Source organism: Pseudomonas sp. LB3P58 (genome assembly GCF_054897895.1).
Genome location: NZ_JBUBVE010000001.1, coordinates 3,594,975 through 3,611,644 on the forward strand (window position 1 = coordinate 3,594,975; position 16,670 = coordinate 3,611,644).

Genomic DNA, 16,670 nt, shown 5'->3' on the forward strand with positions numbered 1-16,670 from the left:
GGCTGAACATGCTTCGCCAGTTCCATTCCCTACCTGGCCTGATCGCCGCCCTGTTGGTCATGCTGTTGGCCATCAGCGGCGCGCTCCTGTCTGTCGACCCGGCCCTGGAACGCCTGCACAGCACGTCCACCCCAGCAGGACAACTCAACGTCGGCCAACTGGCCGGGCGCGTTGCCAGCCACTTCCCGGGCGTGGAGCAGATCCAGCGCACAGCGTCCGGCACGGTGATCGTCTACTACAACCAGAACGGTCAGGCCGGCGCCGAAAAGGTCGACCCACTGACCGGCCAAGGCCTCGCACCTTACGAACCCTCCGCGTTCTCGCGTTGGGTCAAAGACCTGCACCGCTCGCTGTTCCTTGGCACGCCGGGCCATGGGGTGTCGGGTGTCGGCGCGCTGTTCATGCTGATGCTGTCGGTGTCCGGCGCGCTATTGCTGGCCCGGCGCCTGGGTGGCTGGCGCAACCTGCTGCGGCCACTGCGGGGCACCTTCAGTCAGCGCTGGCATGCTGAAGTCGGGCGACTGGCATTGCTCGGGCTGCTGCTGTCGGCATTGAGCGGGCTCTATATGTCCGCCACCACCTTTGGTTTTATCGCCGACGGCAGTCAACGTGAACCCGCCTTCCCCGCCCACGTCAGCGCCGGCCCGGCCTTGCCGGTGGCGAACCTGCAAGCCTTGCAGGCCACCGACTTGAATGACCTGCGCGAGCTGGTCTTCCCGAGCCCCGGCAACCCGCACGATGTGTTTTCCCTGCGCACGGCCCAGGGCGACGGCTACGTGGATCAGGCCAGCGGCACCTTGTTGTCCTATCAAGCCCATGACTCGATGCACAACCTCTACGAATGGATCTATCAGCTGCACACCGGCGAAGGCCTCTGGTGGCTGGGCCTGCCGCTGGGGCTCTGCGCCCTCTGCGTGCCGTTGATGAGCGTGACCGGCATCCTGTTGTGGTGGCGCCGCCGCAAGGCTGGCCCGAACATCCGCCACAACAGCCCTGCCCACTGCGCCGATAGCGTGATTCTGGTGGGCAGTGAAAACAACAGCACCTGGGGCTTTGCCAAAACCTTGCACGACGCCTTGCACCAGAGTGGCCATCAGGTGCATAGCGCGGCGATGAATGAATGGGTGGGCGATTACCGCAATGCCCAACGGGTGTTCATCCTCACCGCGACCCACGGTGACGGCGATGCACCGGCCTCGGCTTCGCAGTTCCTGGCGCGGCTGGCCAAAACCGGCCTCAAACCCGGCCTGCCCTTTGCTGTGCTGGGCTTGGGCGACCGCCAGTTTGCGCAGTTCTGTCAGTACGCCCATCAGGTGCAGGATGCGATGTTGCAGGCTGGTGGCTCGCCGTTACTGGGGCTGGAAACCGTCAACCGCCAGTCCTCTCAGGAATTTGCGCGCTGGGGCCTCGCGTTGGGCGAAGTACTGGGGCAGGACCTGACGTTGGTTCATACCCCGCAGCAGCCGCGTACGCATCAATTGGAGCTGACAGAGCGCATTGCCTATGGCGAACAGGTGAATGCGCCGACCCACGTACTGCGCTTCAAAGCACCCGGCGAACTGCCAGGCTTTCTGGCCGGTGACCTGGTCGGGATTCTGCCACCGGGCAGCCCGATTCCACGTTTCTACTCGCTGGCCAGCGGTTCGCAGGACGGCGTGCTGGAGATCTGTGTGCGTAAACACAACGGTGGCATGTGCTCGCAATTCCTTCATGGCCTGAACATCGGCGCGCAGATCGAAGCTTTTATCCAGCCCAACCCGCAATTTCGTCCGGCATCGGGCACGCACCCGGTGATCCTGATCGGCGCCGGTACCGGCATCGGTCCTCTGGCCGGTTTTATTCGCAACAACAAGGCCCGACACCCGATGCACTTGTATTGGGGCGGGCGCAACCCGGCCTCGGACTTTCTCTATGAACCGGAGCTCAACCAATACTTGTCGGACCGACGCCTCACGGCATTGCGCGCCGCCTTCTCTCAGGTTCAGGACCGCAGCTACGTGCAAGACCGGCTGATCGGCGATGCCCTGGCCTTGCGCCGACTGATTGAAAAAGGTGCCCAGGTGCTGGTGTGTGGCAGCCGCGAAATGGCCAAAGGCGTGATGCAGGCCCTCGATGAAGTGTTGGCGCCTCTCAACCTGAGTGTGCTGACCCTCAAAGCACAAGGACGCTACCGTGAAGACGTCTACTGAGTTGCAGCGCTATAGCCTGAACGGCGAAACCATGGGCACCCGCTACACCGCCCTGTTTTATGCCGGGGCCGGGATCGATACCGACGAAGTTGGCCATCGCCTGGCGCGCGCCATGGCCCGGGTGGACCAGCAAATGTCCACCTGGAAACCCGACTCAGACCTCAACCGCCTCAACGCCGCCCCCGAGCAGGAATGGGTGTCCGTGCCCAAGGAACTGGCCACGGTGCTGTCTGCGGCACTGCGCGTCAGTCAGCAATCCGACGGCGCCTTCGACATCGCTGTCGGTGATCTGGTTAACGCCTGGGGGTTCGGACCTGGGGAGCAAGCAGTCACAGAGCAGGCGATCGGCACGATTGCGCCCCGCGCCCGGCTGTTAGCCAGCGCCGCGTTGGTGGTTGACCCGCAACGCAATCAGGTGCGCAAGCGCGTACCGCTGAACCTTGATTTGAGTGGCATCGCCAAAGGTTTTGGCGTTGATGAACTGGCTCGTTGCCTCGAGGGTTTGGGCATTACTTGCTACCTGGTCGGCATCGATGGCGAGATGCGCGCCCGGGGCGTCAAACCTGACGGCCAGTGCTGGGCCGTGGCCCTGGAAAAGCCCAACCGGGGCGTGCGTGAAGTCATGGGCGTGATGGAACTTAGCGATGCCGCAATCGCGACCTCCGGGGACTATCGACACTGGGTCGATGTGGCCGGTCAGTCCTATGCTCATACCATGAACCCGGCCACCGGCGCGCCGCTGTGCAACCCGCTCGCCGCCGTCACCGTGGTGGCGGCCTCGTGCATGCTCGCCGATGCCTGGGCCACGGCGCTGATGGTCTTGGGCGAAACCGAGGGCCCACGTCTGGCTCAGGAGCGCGGGATGGACGCGTTGTTCGTGCTGCGCGAGGGTGAACAGTTCAAAGAAATATCCATTGTCGGCGGCCAGTTGCAGGCGCAGATTGAAACCCGTCCGATGTGAACCGGCTAATGACAGTGAGTCCCGTTAAACAATGAAGTTCATGCACAGGCACACCGAGGCACACCGAAGCGATCGTATCGGCTGGCTGCGCGCCGCCGTCCTGGGCGCCAACGACGGGATTGTCTCTACCGCCAGTCTGCTGATCGGTGTCGCGGCAGCCAACGCCAGCCACGCCACGTTGCTGGTCACCGGTATGGCGGGGCTGATGGCCGGCGCCATGTCCATGGCCGCAGGCGAGTACATTTCCGTACACTCCCAGGCCGATACCGAGCGGGCCGATCTGTCCCGCGAACGGGCAGAACTGGCGAGCGACCCGAAAGCCGAACACATCGAACTCGCCAACATCTACATGCATCGCGGCGTATCACCCGAACTGGCGCATCAAGTGGCCGATCAATTGATGGCCCATGACGCATTGGGCTCTCACGCCCGGGACGAGCTGGGCATCAGCGCCACCCTCACCGCCAAACCCTTGCAGGCCGCCCTGGCCTCCGCCGCCAGTTTCGTGGTGGGTGCCGCGTTGCCTCTGGCCGTGACTTTTTTCGCGCCGCAGCACAGCGTCGGGCCCTGGATATCGGCCATGTCGCTGGTGTTTTTAGGATCATTGGGCGCCATTGCCGCCAAGGCAGGCGGGGCCAAGGTCCTGACCGGCGCCTGGCGCGTGACATTCTGGGGGGCTCTGGCCATGGGGATTACGGCACTGGTGGGGCACGTGTTTGGCGCAGTGGTCTAGCGGGTGCGTCCTCCAAAAACAAAGGACGCCCGAGCCCCTACACCAACCGCTCGATCTTCTGATGCTGCCAGACCATTTTGTAATACGCCGTCTGCAACACCAGCATCCCCAGATACGCCACCGGAAACGCCATCCACACACCCTGCAACCCAAAGTGCCCGTCCAGCACATACGCCACCGGCAACTGCACCCCGACCACGCAAACAATCGAAATCGCCATGGGCACCAGCACCGAGCCGCTGGCGCGCATGATGCCGCCGACAATCGCCTGGAAGCCGAACACCAACAGACTCCACAGCATGATGTGCAACAGATGCTCCGCCTTCGCCCGGGTGGAATCATCCGTGAGGAACAACCCCAGCAACCAGTGCGACAACAGATAACCCAACACCACCAACCCACCGGTCAGGCACACATTGATCAACAGCCCCGTGCGCAGAATCGGCCCCATGCGCTCAAGCCGCCCTGCCCCAATCGCCTGAGCGCCAAGGATCGACGCCGTGATCGCAATCGACAGCGCCGGGAACTGCACGTAATTGACGATCTGCGTCACCGCGCCATACGCCGCCGTCGCCTGCGAACCGTGCTGATTCACCAGCGCCAGAATCACCAGCTCCGACACCGACAACACCACCATCTGCAACCCGGTCGGCAACCCGATGCGCAAGACCTTGCCGAGAATCACCAGATCCAGGCGCATCGCCGCAAACATCTCCCGATCCGGCGCCAACGGATGCCCCTTGCGAATCAACCGCCACGCCAGCCACCCCATCGCCGACAAATTCCCCGCCAACCCCGCATACGCCGCACTCTGAATCCCCATCATCGGCAACCCGAACCAACCCCGAATCAACGCTGGCGTCAGCGCCAACCCGATACACGTCGACACCACCAACGCAATCAGCGGCGACACCGTATCGCTCACCCCGCGCAGCAGTTGGGTGAAGAGCACGTAGACCAGCAGCGACGGCATGATCCACATCATCACGTGGGCGTAGGACACAGCGTCGTCGATAACGTCGGCCGGTGTGCCCAAGCCTTCCAGGGCTGGTCTTGCGAACACGCTGCCGAGTACTGCTGCTGTCAGGCCGATCATTGCGCCTAACAGCAAGGTTGTGCCGGCGATGGTTTTCACCAGATGCGGTTCACGCGCGCCCCAGGCTTGGCCGATGAGCACACCCGCACCCGCGCCGAGGCCGATGACCAGGGCGATGAAGAAGAAGACGATGGGGAACATGCCGGACACGGCAGCCAGGGCTTGGGTGCCGAGCATTTGGCCGATGTAGATGCTGTTGATGGTGCCCGACATGGATTGGAGGAAATTGGAGAGGACCATGGGGGCTAGGAAAAGGAGGTAGGTTTTCCAGAGGGGATTGGGTTGGGATTTCATAAGTTGGCGCCGAATTATGTAGGCATGGATCGGTTTACTGGGTGAACAGAAGCAGGCGCATATTATCGAAACTGCCAGCCCTTTTAGCTAAGGGCCAGTGAAAGTTAGACCAACAATATCATGTATGTTAAACACCCCTACCAAATAGATAATTGCGGCTCATACTTAAAACAATCTTCTGACCTTTTTAAAGAATGAACATGAAGATCTTTAACGTAGGAATCTAGGGCAGGACTAATGCCATGACCAAAAAGTTGGGACAATACGAATTCAGCTAAATCCGGAGCAACAAATAGATCTTTCATAATCGCCATACGCACTGCGCGTATTGCCATCTGCCTTGGACTGGGATTCTTCTTAAGATTAATATCAAGCAACCGTTTTGACAGGTTCAACTCATAACTATCCGAAGCGCATATTCGATAGTCACTTATCTTAAAAAAGGCTGCATCCAAATTGAAAAATGTCGTTTTTAGCAAGCTTTCAATAGAGCAACCTTCAACATGCCCCTCGCGTATGGCCCAAGTGTCCTGAAGAGACCAAATATCAAAAAGTCGATTGGAAACAGAAAAACGAAAACCTCCAAACTTGTTTTGGACTGGCTGGCAACCTTTTATTAACGAATAGATATCACAGGCTGGAGCAGTCGTTACCAGATCTATGTCAGATGAAAAATGTCGTGCAGCACTCAAACCAAAATCCCGTATCATTCCTCCAAAAATAACAGTCTCTGGCAACTCACGCTGAATATCACGGAGTATTACTTCCAGCGGCGAACGATGTTCGCCGCCGCGAGTTATATATCGCTTTAATTTTTTTTGAGTACTATCCATTTTTCACTTTCATCTTGAACGACGTTAACTCTTCTAATAAGTCCATCGCATAGGAATCAGTCATTCCGGAAATCATATCAGTAAGCAGCAAAAACTGACGATACTTCACCGGAAGCTGCTTTACCTCATCAGCAGGATCGTTATAAACCCTGCGATAACTTTCAGAAATTCTCGTAAAAACATAACGGTCATACGGATTCTTTGGAACATCTTTCTTTTTATTGGGATCAGTCTCTTTAATCGCATCCCAAAAAATATCCATCAAGCCCCTTATTGTGTTGTACCCCCGCAACTCTACCTCTAATACTGTCCTATGAACAAAAGCATAGCTTTTAGAGAAATCACAAAGCGAATCTCTCAACCGGCTTGCTTTTGAAAGTTCAAGCAGAGATGATTTCTCTGTACCCTCAACTAAGCTTTTTTCATTAATTAAGAACGCCTCAGTCGCAGCGTTTATCATTTCGCCTATAGCAAACACGCGAAATCTCTGCATCGATACATCATTAAGTTCAGCAGGAGACAAGCCCGCGCCACGATATTCGTTGTGCTTCTCGACTCCCAACGTCACAACACTATTAACTAGAGGGTCTGAATTTTCATGTTTTAAATGAGCCATCAAGTCTGAAAAGGAGGCCAACCCTTTCTTGATAGCATCTTCTGCATCTAATACCGCATAAGCAATATCATCACAGGCCTCCATCAGATAAGCCATCGGATGGCGCAGTCCCATCTCCAGACCTACTTCACTCAATACTTCTTTAGCGATTGATTCCTCGGAGTAAAAAAATCCGTGCTTCTTCCTAGCAACACCCTCATTCTCATCAACCCCCATCGAAGAAGACGGATACTTCATCATGGCTGCTAAAGTTGCATACGTCAGATCAAGACCAAAGTTATCATTGAGCAACTGCAATCGCGTGACAAGTCTAAATGTTTGTGCATTACCTTCAAACTTCAAAAAATCCTGATATAGATCTTCAGAGATATCACCACAGCACAAATCTTCTTTATTATCTTTAAACCAACTTTGAATTGCCGCTTCCCCTTGATGCCCAAATGGTGGGTTACCAAGATCATGTACCAATCCTACTGCTGCTAACAGAGCTGGAACAGTACGTTTAGCATCGTTAACGTGAAGAAGTGATTTCAAATTATAAGCAAGGGTTACGCCAAGACTACGCGCAAGGTTTGAAACCTCGTGAGAGTGAGTCAACCTGTTTCTAACGCTATCGTTTTTGTCAAGAGGAAAAACTTGAGTCTTGTCCGCCATTCGTCGGACTGGAGTGCAGAACAGAATTCTGTCGTGATCGCGCTCTATTTGTGTTCGGTATTCGATGTCTTTCTGAGGCTCATTGGTAGTAATGGAGCCCGCTGCCCGGGCAGCTTTCTTGCGACGGTTCTCATTGAGAAGTGAGGTCCATTTCGAATCCTGTTGCTCAAGCATGGGTGCGTTCCGTGTCTATTTTATGGTTTAGAAAGAGAGCGGGTAGTAACCGTGATGAAAAAGCGCAGAAATCATATCTTAGCTGAGAGTCGCGTTACAGTACTCGAGAAGCCTGAAATCGATCGTTCGGGTAAAAATGATCGCAGCGCACGCCAATTCCTCCGCCTAAGCAGGACGTCTCATCAGATTATTTGATAACAGAAAATAAACCATGATGAATTTTGAGGCATGTCAAAATTGCGACAAAAAAACTGGTGCGTTTTCGCTGGCATCAATCTCTCACATCTCCCACATCTTTGTCCGACACCTTCCCCCTTCCATTCTTCCGACCATCTCCCTATATTCACTGTGCCGCCGTCACGGCGACCAGGTTTGGCGACCTGCTGATCGAGTCAGTCCCCATAAATCTGATTCGGAGTTTCACCCATGGAAAGATACATGCCCCTCACCGGAATCGACCTGATCCCGGCCTCCCTGCTCATCGACACCCAAGCCCCACTCGACGTCCTGCAAGCCATGGCCGATTACCGCATTCGCACGGTCACGCAGGTGCTGGAAAACATCGCCTACCGTGCCGAGCTCGGTTGCGACACGGTGGTGTTGAAAGACTTTTCTCAGCTGTTAGTCATTCCGTTACGCGACGGCTGTGACTTGATGGACGTGATCGGTCGACGCTTACGAGCTCAGGTGAAGGAGTAAGTAAAAACGGGCGCCTCAATGGGCGCCCGTTTTTCTGCAATTGCGATCTGTGCGTAAACGCGGCTGACGGAGCCTTTCGTGAGCCCATTGACCGAATGTCATTTCACAAAAAATATGTGAAATAAAATGTGAAGATGATTTTGTTTTAAGAGCCTACAAAACCTCTGGAGGCCAGTAAATTAGCGCTTCTTCATCGAGTCAGTATGTGAAATAAAATGTGAAGACTTTCATACGGTAGAAACCGCTATGTGCGGTCGGCCAGGGCGTTGGATTAAATGAAAACGGACGCCATCAAAGCGCCCGTTTTTTTGTGCCCATGATCAAAGTGGTTCACCAGCGTCCAACAGACGGCGGCCCCTCCCTCAGGAAGTCAAAGACCGCGTACCCGCGACGCTCAAGCAAGCCCTTGAAATGACAATCAAGCCCTCCGCGTAGAGCAATACTCCACAATCAGCTGAGTGACCGCCGCCACAATAGCCTGATCCGCGTCAGGCGAGGTGAACAGTCGACATTGCGCATCCGGCAAATCCGGCAACCTTTGTTCTACCCCAACAACCGCCAATCCTTGCCCCAACTGACTGAGTGGCATGGGCGCTACCGCGAAGCCTGCCAGGGCCGCCGCCCGCAACCCGGCGGTGCTGCTGCACAACATCGCCGTGCGGTGGGCGATTCCCGCCTGCGCCAGCCTCGTCAGCGCGGCCTCGCGATAAGGGCACGGCTCGGGGAACAGGGCCAGCGGCAACGGCGTGGGTAACCCGGTGACGGGTTGCGCCGACCAGGCCCACACCAGCGGTTCTTGCCATAGCAACAGCCCCGTTTCGCTGGTTTCGCACAGCGAACCGATGACCACCTCCAGATGCCCTTGCTTCATCAGCGCCAGTAACGTACCCGGAATGTTCACCTGCACCTCGATCTTCATCCCGGGGTACTGCGCCGCGAAATCCTGAACAGTGCGCAGTAATCGAGACTCGACAAAATCTTCGGACACCCCGATCCGCAACCGCCCGTGAAATGGCGTGCGTGTCAGGTCTGTCCATGCGTCACGGTTCAGCGCGAGGATCGTGCGCGCATAAGAGACCAGGCGCTCGCCATCGGCCGTCAGTTGCTGGGAGCGGGTGGTGCGCGTCAACAGGGGTTTACCGATCTGTTCTTCCAATCGCCGCACGTGGCCACTGACCGCCGACTGAGTCAGGTGCAGCTTCTGGGCGGCACGGCTGAAGCCGTCTTCATCGACGACGGTGACAAATGTCTTGAGCAGCAGAGCATCGAACATAGTTTTATACGTGATCAATTGAGTATGAATTTACGATTTATATTTCAAATATAACTATGTTGCAATGCTCTCACCTGCCCTCCTCCCCATCATTCAAGGTGTGCCATGACGACTCTTCTCCATATTCAATGTTCTCCACGCAAGCAGCGTTCGGCTTCCCTTGAAGTCGCCCGCAGCTTCATTGCGCGTTATCAAGCAAACACCCCGGACACCGAAATCATCACCCTCGAACTCTGGAACATGGTGCTGCCGGAATTCGATGATCTGGCCATGGAGGCCAAATACGCCGGGCTCAATGGCACGCCGTTGACCGCCGCACAACAAGACGCCTGGAACACGTTAAAAGAGTTGGCCAGTCACCTGCACCGCGCGGATGTGCTCGTGATGTCCGTACCGCTGTGGAATTTCAGCATCCCGTACAAACTCAAGCACTTCATCGACCTGGTATCGCAGAAAGACATTCTGTTCAGCGTTGACCCGGAACGCGGTCTGGAAGGCATGCTGCACAACAAACTCGCCGTGGTGATGTACGCCCGCGGCCTGGATTTTTCAGCGCAGTCGAGCACACCGGCGGAGCGCTTCGACTTCCAGAAACCCTACGTGGAAGCCTGGCTGAAATTTATCGGCGTCACGGATGTGCATTCGGTGATTGTGGAGAAAACCATCCTGGGGGAAGACGTTGATCGGCGCGCGCGTGAGGACGCGACTCAGCTGGCCAGGAACCTGGCAGACAGTTTGTTGCTGACGGCCCCCTGCTGTTGAGGCCGTCCCGGCTGTATATCGATTCATTACAAACACGGCTGGCAGCACACTCGCCGGTACGTAAAGCAAGGCCCGACTGTCTAGTCCTGAAACAGGTGTAAACCTATTTCAGGACTAAACACGGACGATATCGACCGAGATCTCCACCGCCGCAATCGTGCCTCTGTTCTCAAGCCAGTGAGTGGTGTTCCTGTCCTCGGGCCAGCCCACTCCCGGCCCATAATCCGTGGCGACTCCATTTCGATGGTCAGTGATCGTTCCTTGCAGAATGTAGACGGTGCCGGGTCTGTCTACATGGTTGTGAATCGGCCCGAAGACGCCTCCAGGCTCGATGGTCACCCTGCGCATCCTGAGTTGGCGCCCTGCCATCCCCTCGATCTCAGGCCCCAGGTCAATCGTTGCAAGTAACGTCACCGTAACGCCTTTCGTCTCGGGTGCAGCCTGTTCGTTGCTCATCGCGCGCTCCCAACTGTAAATACAGGGCCTAACTAGAAGTAGAGACCCTAAAAGGTGTGATCAGTCGGCAGGCGACAAAGGGTCGATTGCCGCCCTTCGCGACAGGCTGTTATCGACCAAAAGTGGACGGTGGACACGGTGATGGCAAATGGGTAGCTTCGTTAGAGGGCAGCAGTCCTTGCGGTCACCCATGTTGCGCTTACCGTTACGGAGCCTATAAGACATGTCAAACATCGTCGCATGGACCCTGTTCGCCTTGGGCGTTCTCCATATTCCATTCGGTATCATCAAGTTCAAAACAGCATTCGCCGCCGCCGTAGACTCTGGCTTCGTTGACCAATTCAAAGCGCACGAAGATCGGCGTACTGCCCTCTGGTTTACCATGCTGGGGCCGCTTTTTATGCTCGCAGGGCAGACAGCGATTCACGCCGTAGCCGTTGGCGATCTCGCGCTACTTAAAATGGTTGGCATCTATGTGCTTATGATCTCGATCATTTGCGTCATTGCTGTTCCAAAATCGGGATTCTGGGCAACGTTGCTGGTTTCTCCGCTGATCATCGCGGCAGGGTATGGCTTGTACGCCTGACAAACGGTTCAAGGCATTCGCGAGGGCTTCAACGTCCGATCGGGGTTGTGGATTCAACCGGTCGATGCAACAGATTGGGTAAATCGTTCAGCGGGCGTTGGACAACAGAATTTATGGTGTTCAGGCTATATCGCTTACGGAAGATAGCGCGCCGATGCTACTTCCGAAGGCTCAAGATCTTTTTCAGCAAACGGAGTCACCTACATGGAAGTTATCAATCAATTACAGCCCGCAGAGTGTGCAGGCATGGAGGATATCCGACGCGAAATCGATGCCCTTGATCAGGTCGTCATCAAGCTGTTGGGCAAGCGTTTTCACTACGTGCTGGCTGCCTCGAAGTTCAAGAGTTCAGTGACTTCGGTGCGTGCTCCGGAGCGCTTCAAGGCCATGCTGGCGACACGACGTGAATGGGCCGAGGCCGAGGGCTTGAACCCGGATGTCATCGAGAAGATGTACAGCGACTTGGTGAACCACTTCATTGTCGAAGAGATGAAACACTGGGCAGCACATCAATCCGAAGCCTGACTCTAGTATCGGACTGTCCGCCATGGGTTGTGGATTTTCGGTCAGTCATGACACACCGGAATCGGCCATGGAATATCCTCCCCGCTATGAGACAAAGGCCGGGAGTCTGCGGAGCACCAATACATCAAGGAGAATAGCGCATCATGGATGAAGCCATTACATACCGAACGGCAACCGTAGAGGATGCACTGACCATTTGTGAACTGGGCCAATTGCTTAACGAGGTACATCACGCTGCCCGTCCCGATATTTATACGGCTGCCACTCAGGATTTTTCGCGCGATCTTCCTCACTGGATGAGTTTTTTCGAGAAACCGGGTCAGGTTGTATTCATTGCGAATGTCGCTCACCAAGCCGCAGCCTTCATTTCTGCCAGCCTGTCGACAAGCTCCGGACCGCTGATGCAACCGCTGGCTATTGTTCGAATCGGATCGGTTTGCGTAGCCGAGCAATTTTGGGGAAAAGGCATTGGTCGAACCTTGGTACAACTCGTTCAAAACTGGGCAATCGAGCACAACGCCCAAGACATAAGACTGTCTGTATGGGCGTTCAATGCGCGTGCTACGCGTATGTACACAGAGCTGGGGTTCGAAACCCGTGCATTCGAAATGGGAATGCGCGTGTAAGGGTGATTCCCTTCAACGTGAAAAAGAACTTTGAGCGACCGCTTCACGCCCTGAGGAAGTCATACAGCCGCCAATCATCCGCCCCGTGAAAGGCTTCGTTGGAAACCTTTTCTGATAGTGCTGAAGGGTGCACGTGTCAGTAAGACGCGTGCACGGGCTTTCCCTTATGGTTCGGACGACCAGCGTCATATTCGTCGAAGATCAGCGCCCTGGGCGGGCAGTGCCCAGGGCAGGATGCCTTTCTGGAACTCACAAGTTCGGTATGTGCTGCGGGCAAGATGAGGGCTTAGTTAACCATCACCTCGTCCAGTGCCTGCTCGAGGGTGCTGACCGTGCGCTCGATATTGTGCAGTTTTTCGAGTCCGAACAGACCGATGCGGAAGGTCTGGAAGTCGGCCGGCTCGTCGCATTGCAACGGCACTCCGGCGGCGATCTGTAGGCCGTGGTTGGCAAATTTCTTGCCGCTCTTGATGTCGGCATCATCGGTGTAGCTCACCACTACGCCAGGGGCCTGAAAGCCGGCTGCGGCCACGCTTTTGATGCCTTTGCCGGTCAACATTGCGCGCACCCGATCACCCAGAGCCTGTTGTTCGCCGCGGACCTTGTCGAAACCGTAGGCTTGCGTCTCTTTCATCACTTCGTTAAACCGCGCGAGGGAATCGCTGGGCATGGTCGCATGGTAGGCATGTCCGCCCTGTTCGTAGGCCTGCATGATCTGAAGCCACTTTTTCAGGTCGCAGGCGAAGCTGCTGCTATGCGTCTGCTCGATGCGCTCGAGGGCCAAAGAACTGAGCATCACCAGGGCGCAGCAAGGGGAGGCGCTCCAGCCTTTCTGCGGTGCGCTGATCAGCAGGTCGACTGCGCATTTCTGCATATCAACCCAAAGCGTGCCTGAGGCGATGCAGTCCAGCACGAACAGGCCACCCACCGCGTGCACGGCGTCGCCGACGGCCCGCAGGTACTCGTCGGGCAGGATAATCCCTGATGAGGTTTCAACGTGGGGGGCGAAGACAATCTGCGGCTTCTGCGCCGCAATGGCTGCCAGCACTTCGTCCAGTGGGGGTGGGGCGTAGGCAGCCTGGCGACCCGTGTCGACCGGTCGGGCTTTCAGCACCGTAGTGGCCGCCGGGATATTGCCCATCTCAAGGATCTGGCTCCAGCGATAACTGAACCAGCCGTTGCGTATCACCAGACATTGCTGGTCGGTGGCAAACTGTCGCGCCACCGCTTCCATGCCGAATGTGCCGCTACCCGGGACCACCGCAACCGCCTGGGCGTTGTAGACCTGTTTCAGGGTCCTGGAAATGTTCTTCATCACGCCTTGAAATGACTGCGACATGTGGTTGAGCGAGCGGTCGGTGTAGACCACTGAGTACTCGACCAGCCCCTCAGGATCGATACTGGGATATAGCGTTGACATGGGGTGACTCCTTTGGCAGAGATGTCAGTGGTATCGACCCTGCCCTAAGCCTTGGCAAATGACAAGATTGCTCGGGATCGAATTGCGACTTCTGTCGAGCGGCTGGCATCATCAGGTCGATTACCCTTAAAGGTTCCTACCTCCTTACGTTCGGTCGATAACGACCCGTTACGAAGCGCAGCAACCGATCAAAAGCAGCCAATGGATGGAGCGATGGAAAATGAGAGCTAAGCTTCCTTCTAATGTCGGGCTTATCACCCCACTGCGGCCTATTTAAAGTTAGCCCTTCACAACAGCCTCGGAGGGGAGCCAATGAAACGCTTCGTAATGCTCATCGCGATCTCTTTGCTTACCACTGCTTGTCAAAGCACAAATGATAACGGCATCACCCGACTTGACAATTGTGTCTGCTATAAATCGCCCGAGGGACAACAATCGCAACCATCGGAAATGGCATGGAAAGACCCCGAAACATTAAAGAAACAATTCTCACATTGCATTTGCCGAGCCCTGATTGACCTGAAGAAGGTCAATGATCCCAGTAAATATTTCGTGCCCGGAACCGAAATAAGAACGGAGCTGAAATAAAATAAGTGTTGTGGTCTAACAGACTCAGCTTTCGACGTATTCATTGCGTTTTCACACGGCCTCGGTCGATTGAATCCACAGACCCCTGCCCTGATCGCAGTGCTGTTGTTACGGAGATGAGATGACGTTCCCCCCCCTGCACAATTTTAAAGTGTTTGAGAGCGTGGCCCGCTTGGGTAGTTTGGCGGCAGCCGCGGTTGAGTTGCACGTCACCATCGGCGCTGTGAGCCTGCAAGTCAAAGCGTTGCAGGCCAACCTTGGTATAGAGCTGTTCGAGAAGCGCGGTCGGCAACTTGTGCTGACCGCCAACGGTCGACTGCTACAAAAGCATGTAGCGAACGCAATGAGCGAAATCAGCGACGCGGTGGCAGCACTGCAGATCGGCTCCGCAGCAGAGCAGGAGGTCGTCGGGATCACCTTGTCCATTCCCCCTGCGGAGGGAGTGGAGTGGCTGACCACGCCGCTGCTGCGCTTCATGGAGGCGTCGCGCTCGGTGCGGGTGAACGTGATCACCGCGCCGGCCATGCCGCAAGTAGACTGGCGCCGCGCCGATGTCGCGGTGGTCTACGGCACGCCGCCATGGCCAGGCTTATGGTGGCGGCTGCTGCACGGCATTCGCATGACTCCAGTATGCAGCCCGCAATACTTGCGAGGACCGAAGGCCATTCGCGAAGTGTCGGACCTGGCACGGCATCGCCTGCTACACGAAGATAATGGCAGCCAGTGGCAGCAATGGCTTGTCGATGTCGGCTTCAGCCGTGGCGGCGACGAGGATATCTACTTCGAAGATTTCGGCATGGTCTTGCAGGCAGCGCGGGACGGCTTCGGCGTGGCGCTGAGCGATGAAATCGTCTCCGCCCGCGATCTCGATGAAGGACGATTAGTGTGTCCGCTGCCGATCTCGGTGCCTGCGGTGCACAATTACTATGTTACCTGTTCCGAAGGGACGCGCGAACGCCCGGAAATCCGGGCGTTCATCGACTGGTTACTCTCTACGGCCGGGCAGCCCGATCAATAACCGTAGCCACGACCATCAGTGAACTGGATGTTGGTGAGAATGCTGATGTCCTTCTCCACCTTGTAAAGCTCGGAACTCTTGATCAGTTCCGGATCGCTGAAGGCTTCTCCCTTTGCGCGCCCGGATTGAATCAGAACCATCTTGTCGCGTATCGCCCGCACGTCAGCGTATGTCATGGCTGGCACCTTGGTTGGGTCCTCGTCAGCGTGAGCGCCATAGATGGCGGTCTGCTCATTGATCACCTTCAGCGTGGCATCGAGCGAAGCGACGTAGTCCTTCAGGTTCCCCGCCAGCAGCCAGGACGGATAGACGTGGTCCCCGGCCAGCAGGATGTTGTGCGTCTCATCGTAGAGCGCCACTTCATCCTGCGTGTGACCGGGTACGCTGATCAGGCGCACCTTGAGCCCGCCAAGGTCGATCGTCTCGTCGGGCTTTATCAGCCGCGCCACCTTGAAGGGCGGCACCACCATATGATCGAAGTTGCCTAGATAAACCGGTTCCGGAACACGGTAGAAGCCATCTTTACCCTTGAACTGACGAGTGAAGGGCATATCCACCAAGTAGATGCTCTGAAAATTGTGCAAGCCGCCAAGGTGATCGAAGTGCAGGTGTGAAGGCAGCATCGAGAGCGGCTTGTCCGTGATCTTGTGCGCCACCGAAGTGATGTCTTCTTTCTGGTTTGCGCCCGAATCAAACATCAGCGCCTGATCCGTCCCCACCAACAAGTACGAATAGTTCTTCTGGTAGTAGTTGGGTTCGCCGATGGCGTAGAGGAAATCCGTTAACTTATGCACCACAAAGGCCGGGCTTTGCCCCGTGGAGGCTTCCTGTGCCTGAATCGCGAATGGAGCGGAAAGGATGGAGAAGGAAAACAGGGTCAGGGCTTTTACGAACTTGCGCATGGAGTGCGAACCTTTTCTCTTATAGTCATCGGATGGCAGAGTATTTTCTGCAGTGCCTATCTCACTGGCTGTCGGTTCGCACATCAATGGATGATTTTTAAAGCAGGACACTTCAGTTCAACTAAAGCGTGCGGCGAATAGTCAGCAACCTTTTCGCTCCCTGAAAGTAAAAGTCGAAGATCGCCCCTGTTCAGTCGACTGAGCGCAGCTGAGCTACAGAGCCTCGCCCCTCCAAACTATCCATAAAATGAATAATGCATGTGCA

Annotated in this window: 17 protein-coding genes; 10 read left to right on the plus strand and 7 right to left on the minus strand. The window is 56.0% G+C overall.

All coding sequences use genetic code 11. The annotated features are described in order from the left end of the window. Positions 1 to 8 precede the first annotated feature (8 nt). The 3 genes from ACYZTZ_RS16650 to ACYZTZ_RS16660 are packed head-to-tail and all read left to right on the plus strand — an operon-like array spanning position 9 to position 3,883. Positions 9 to 2,189, plus strand: coding sequence for a PepSY domain-containing protein (locus ACYZTZ_RS16650; RefSeq protein ID WP_461999026.1), 2,181 nt, complete (start codon positions 9 to 11; stop codon positions 2,187 to 2,189). Then, entirely contained in the window at positions 2,173 to 3,150 is a 978-nt protein-coding gene (locus tag ACYZTZ_RS16655; protein WP_461999027.1) for an FAD:protein FMN transferase, read from the plus strand. Before ACYZTZ_RS16650 ends, ACYZTZ_RS16655 begins: the two co-directional genes overlap by 17 nt. Before the next feature lie 31 nt (positions 3,151 to 3,181). Beyond that, positions 3,182 to 3,883 (plus strand): VIT1/CCC1 transporter family protein, encoded by a 702-nt coding sequence (locus tag ACYZTZ_RS16660; RefSeq protein ID WP_461999028.1) that lies wholly within the window; start codon positions 3,182 to 3,184, stop codon positions 3,881 to 3,883. 37 nt (positions 3,884 to 3,920) lie between these two features. Here ACYZTZ_RS16660 and ACYZTZ_RS16665 read toward each other — a convergent pair whose 3' ends face one another. From ACYZTZ_RS16665 to dgt, 3 genes are all read right to left on the minus strand, one after another. Further along, entirely contained in the window at positions 3,921 to 5,273 is a 1,353-nt protein-coding gene (locus tag ACYZTZ_RS16665) for an MATE family efflux transporter (RefSeq protein WP_461999029.1), read from the minus strand. A 137-nt stretch (positions 5,274 to 5,410) separates the two neighbouring features. Further along, positions 5,411 to 6,106 (minus strand): hypothetical protein, encoded by a 696-nt coding sequence (locus ACYZTZ_RS16670; protein ID WP_461999030.1) that lies wholly within the window; start codon positions 6,104 to 6,106, stop codon positions 5,411 to 5,413. After that, positions 6,099 to 7,550, minus strand: a complete 1,452-nt coding sequence (gene dgt, locus ACYZTZ_RS16675; protein ID WP_461999031.1) for a dGTP triphosphohydrolase — start codon at positions 7,548 to 7,550, stop codon at positions 6,099 to 6,101. The genes ACYZTZ_RS16670 and dgt overlap by 8 nt, the downstream gene beginning before the upstream one ends. A 426-nt stretch (positions 7,551 to 7,976) precedes the next feature. On the opposite strand from dgt, the gene ACYZTZ_RS16680 reads away from it, so the two are divergent. Next, positions 7,977 to 8,249, plus strand: coding sequence for a hypothetical protein (locus ACYZTZ_RS16680; protein WP_046056783.1), 273 nt, complete (start codon positions 7,977 to 7,979; stop codon positions 8,247 to 8,249). A 418-nt stretch (positions 8,250 to 8,667) separates the two neighbouring features. Here the strand turns inward: ACYZTZ_RS16680 and ACYZTZ_RS16685 are convergent, their stop codons facing one another. Continuing rightward, positions 8,668 to 9,522 (minus strand): LysR substrate-binding domain-containing protein, encoded by an 855-nt coding sequence (locus ACYZTZ_RS16685; RefSeq protein WP_461999032.1) that lies wholly within the window; start codon positions 9,520 to 9,522, stop codon positions 8,668 to 8,670. A 105-nt stretch (positions 9,523 to 9,627) separates the two neighbouring features. Between ACYZTZ_RS16685 and ACYZTZ_RS16690 the strand changes: the two genes are divergently transcribed. Further along, positions 9,628 to 10,284 (plus strand): FMN-dependent NADH-azoreductase, encoded by a 657-nt coding sequence (locus ACYZTZ_RS16690; protein WP_461999033.1) that lies wholly within the window; start codon positions 9,628 to 9,630, stop codon positions 10,282 to 10,284. A 114-nt stretch (positions 10,285 to 10,398) separates the two neighbouring features. Here ACYZTZ_RS16690 and ACYZTZ_RS16695 read toward each other — a convergent pair whose 3' ends face one another. Next, complete coding sequence (locus ACYZTZ_RS16695) at positions 10,399 to 10,740, minus strand: cupin domain-containing protein (protein ID WP_461999034.1); 342 nt, start codon at positions 10,738 to 10,740, stop codon at positions 10,399 to 10,401. A 223-nt stretch (positions 10,741 to 10,963) separates the two neighbouring features. On the opposite strand from ACYZTZ_RS16695, the gene ACYZTZ_RS16700 reads away from it, so the two are divergent. From ACYZTZ_RS16700 to ACYZTZ_RS16710, 3 genes are all read left to right on the plus strand, one after another. Continuing rightward, complete coding sequence (locus tag ACYZTZ_RS16700) at positions 10,964 to 11,326, plus strand: DUF6463 family protein (RefSeq protein WP_258612319.1); 363 nt, start codon at positions 10,964 to 10,966, stop codon at positions 11,324 to 11,326. A 204-nt stretch (positions 11,327 to 11,530) separates the two neighbouring features. After that, complete coding sequence (locus ACYZTZ_RS16705; protein WP_056741929.1) at positions 11,531 to 11,851, plus strand: isochorismate lyase; 321 nt, start codon at positions 11,531 to 11,533, stop codon at positions 11,849 to 11,851. Positions 11,852 to 11,994: 143 nt separating this feature from the next. Beyond that, entirely contained in the window at positions 11,995 to 12,477 is a 483-nt protein-coding gene (locus ACYZTZ_RS16710) for a GNAT family N-acetyltransferase (RefSeq protein ID WP_461999035.1), read from the plus strand. A 286-nt stretch (positions 12,478 to 12,763) separates the two neighbouring features. On the opposite strand, the gene ACYZTZ_RS16715 is transcribed toward ACYZTZ_RS16710, so the two are convergent. Continuing rightward, on the minus strand, positions 12,764 to 13,897 hold the full coding sequence (locus ACYZTZ_RS16715) for an aminotransferase class V-fold PLP-dependent enzyme (protein WP_461999036.1): 1,134 nt from the start codon (positions 13,895 to 13,897) through the stop codon (positions 12,764 to 12,766). Between the two features lie 312 nt (positions 13,898 to 14,209). On the opposite strand from ACYZTZ_RS16715, the gene ACYZTZ_RS16720 reads away from it, so the two are divergent. Together ACYZTZ_RS16720 and ACYZTZ_RS16725 are read left to right on the plus strand one after the other, a co-directional pair. Next, a complete protein-coding gene (locus tag ACYZTZ_RS16720; protein WP_461999037.1) occupies positions 14,210 to 14,485 on the plus strand; it encodes a hypothetical protein in 276 nt (91 codons plus the stop codon). A gap of 121 nt (positions 14,486 to 14,606) precedes the next feature. Further along, positions 14,607 to 15,503 carry a LysR substrate-binding domain-containing protein gene (locus ACYZTZ_RS16725; RefSeq protein WP_461999038.1) on the plus strand — a complete coding sequence of 299 codons (897 nt, stop codon included), beginning with the start codon at positions 14,607 to 14,609 and terminating at the stop codon, positions 15,501 to 15,503. Here ACYZTZ_RS16725 and ACYZTZ_RS16730 read toward each other — a convergent pair. Beyond that, positions 15,497 to 16,405 carry an MBL fold metallo-hydrolase gene (locus tag ACYZTZ_RS16730; RefSeq protein WP_461999039.1) on the minus strand — a complete coding sequence of 303 codons (909 nt, stop codon included), beginning with the start codon at positions 16,403 to 16,405 and terminating at the stop codon, positions 15,497 to 15,499. The genes ACYZTZ_RS16725 and ACYZTZ_RS16730 overlap by 7 nt on opposite strands. Between the last annotated feature and the right edge of the window lie 265 nt (positions 16,406 to 16,670).

Excerpts from the sequence above, each read along its gene's own strand:
- dgt (WP_461999031.1), bottom strand. The coding sequence starts at position 7,550 with ATGCTTGAGCAACAGGATTCGAAATGGACCTCACTTCTCAATGAGAAC.
- ACYZTZ_RS16685 (WP_461999032.1), bottom strand. The coding sequence starts at position 9,522 with ATGTTCGATGCTCTGCTGCTCAAGACATTTGTCACCGTCGTCGATGAA.
- ACYZTZ_RS16730 (WP_461999039.1), bottom strand. The coding sequence starts at position 16,405 with ATGCGCAAGTTCGTAAAAGCCCTGACCCTGTTTTCCTTCTCCATCCTT.
- ACYZTZ_RS16650 (WP_461999026.1), top strand. The coding sequence starts at position 9 with ATGCTTCGCCAGTTCCATTCCCTACCTGGCCTGATCGCCGCCCTGTTG.
- ACYZTZ_RS16690 (WP_461999033.1), top strand. The coding sequence starts at position 9,628 with ATGACGACTCTTCTCCATATTCAATGTTCTCCACGCAAGCAGCGTTCG.
- ACYZTZ_RS16725 (WP_461999038.1), top strand. The coding sequence starts at position 14,607 with ATGACGTTCCCCCCCCTGCACAATTTTAAAGTGTTTGAGAGCGTGGCC.
- ACYZTZ_RS16710 (WP_461999035.1), top strand. The coding sequence starts at position 11,995 with ATGGATGAAGCCATTACATACCGAACGGCAACCGTAGAGGATGCACTG.
- ACYZTZ_RS16720 (WP_461999037.1), top strand. The coding sequence starts at position 14,210 with ATGAAACGCTTCGTAATGCTCATCGCGATCTCTTTGCTTACCACTGCT.
- ACYZTZ_RS16705 (WP_056741929.1), top strand. The coding sequence starts at position 11,531 with ATGGAAGTTATCAATCAATTACAGCCCGCAGAGTGTGCAGGCATGGAG.
- ACYZTZ_RS16670 (WP_461999030.1), bottom strand. The coding sequence starts at position 6,106 with ATGGATAGTACTCAAAAAAAATTAAAGCGATATATAACTCGCGGCGGC.
- ACYZTZ_RS16660 (WP_461999028.1), top strand. The coding sequence starts at position 3,182 with ATGAAGTTCATGCACAGGCACACCGAGGCACACCGAAGCGATCGTATC.
- ACYZTZ_RS16665 (WP_461999029.1), bottom strand. The coding sequence starts at position 5,273 with ATGAAATCCCAACCCAATCCCCTCTGGAAAACCTACCTCCTTTTCCTA.
- ACYZTZ_RS16680 (WP_046056783.1), top strand. The coding sequence starts at position 7,977 with ATGGAAAGATACATGCCCCTCACCGGAATCGACCTGATCCCGGCCTCC.
- ACYZTZ_RS16715 (WP_461999036.1), bottom strand. The coding sequence starts at position 13,897 with ATGTCAACGCTATATCCCAGTATCGATCCTGAGGGGCTGGTCGAGTAC.
- ACYZTZ_RS16695 (WP_461999034.1), bottom strand. The coding sequence starts at position 10,740 with ATGAGCAACGAACAGGCTGCACCCGAGACGAAAGGCGTTACGGTGACG.
- ACYZTZ_RS16700 (WP_258612319.1), top strand. The coding sequence starts at position 10,964 with ATGTCAAACATCGTCGCATGGACCCTGTTCGCCTTGGGCGTTCTCCAT.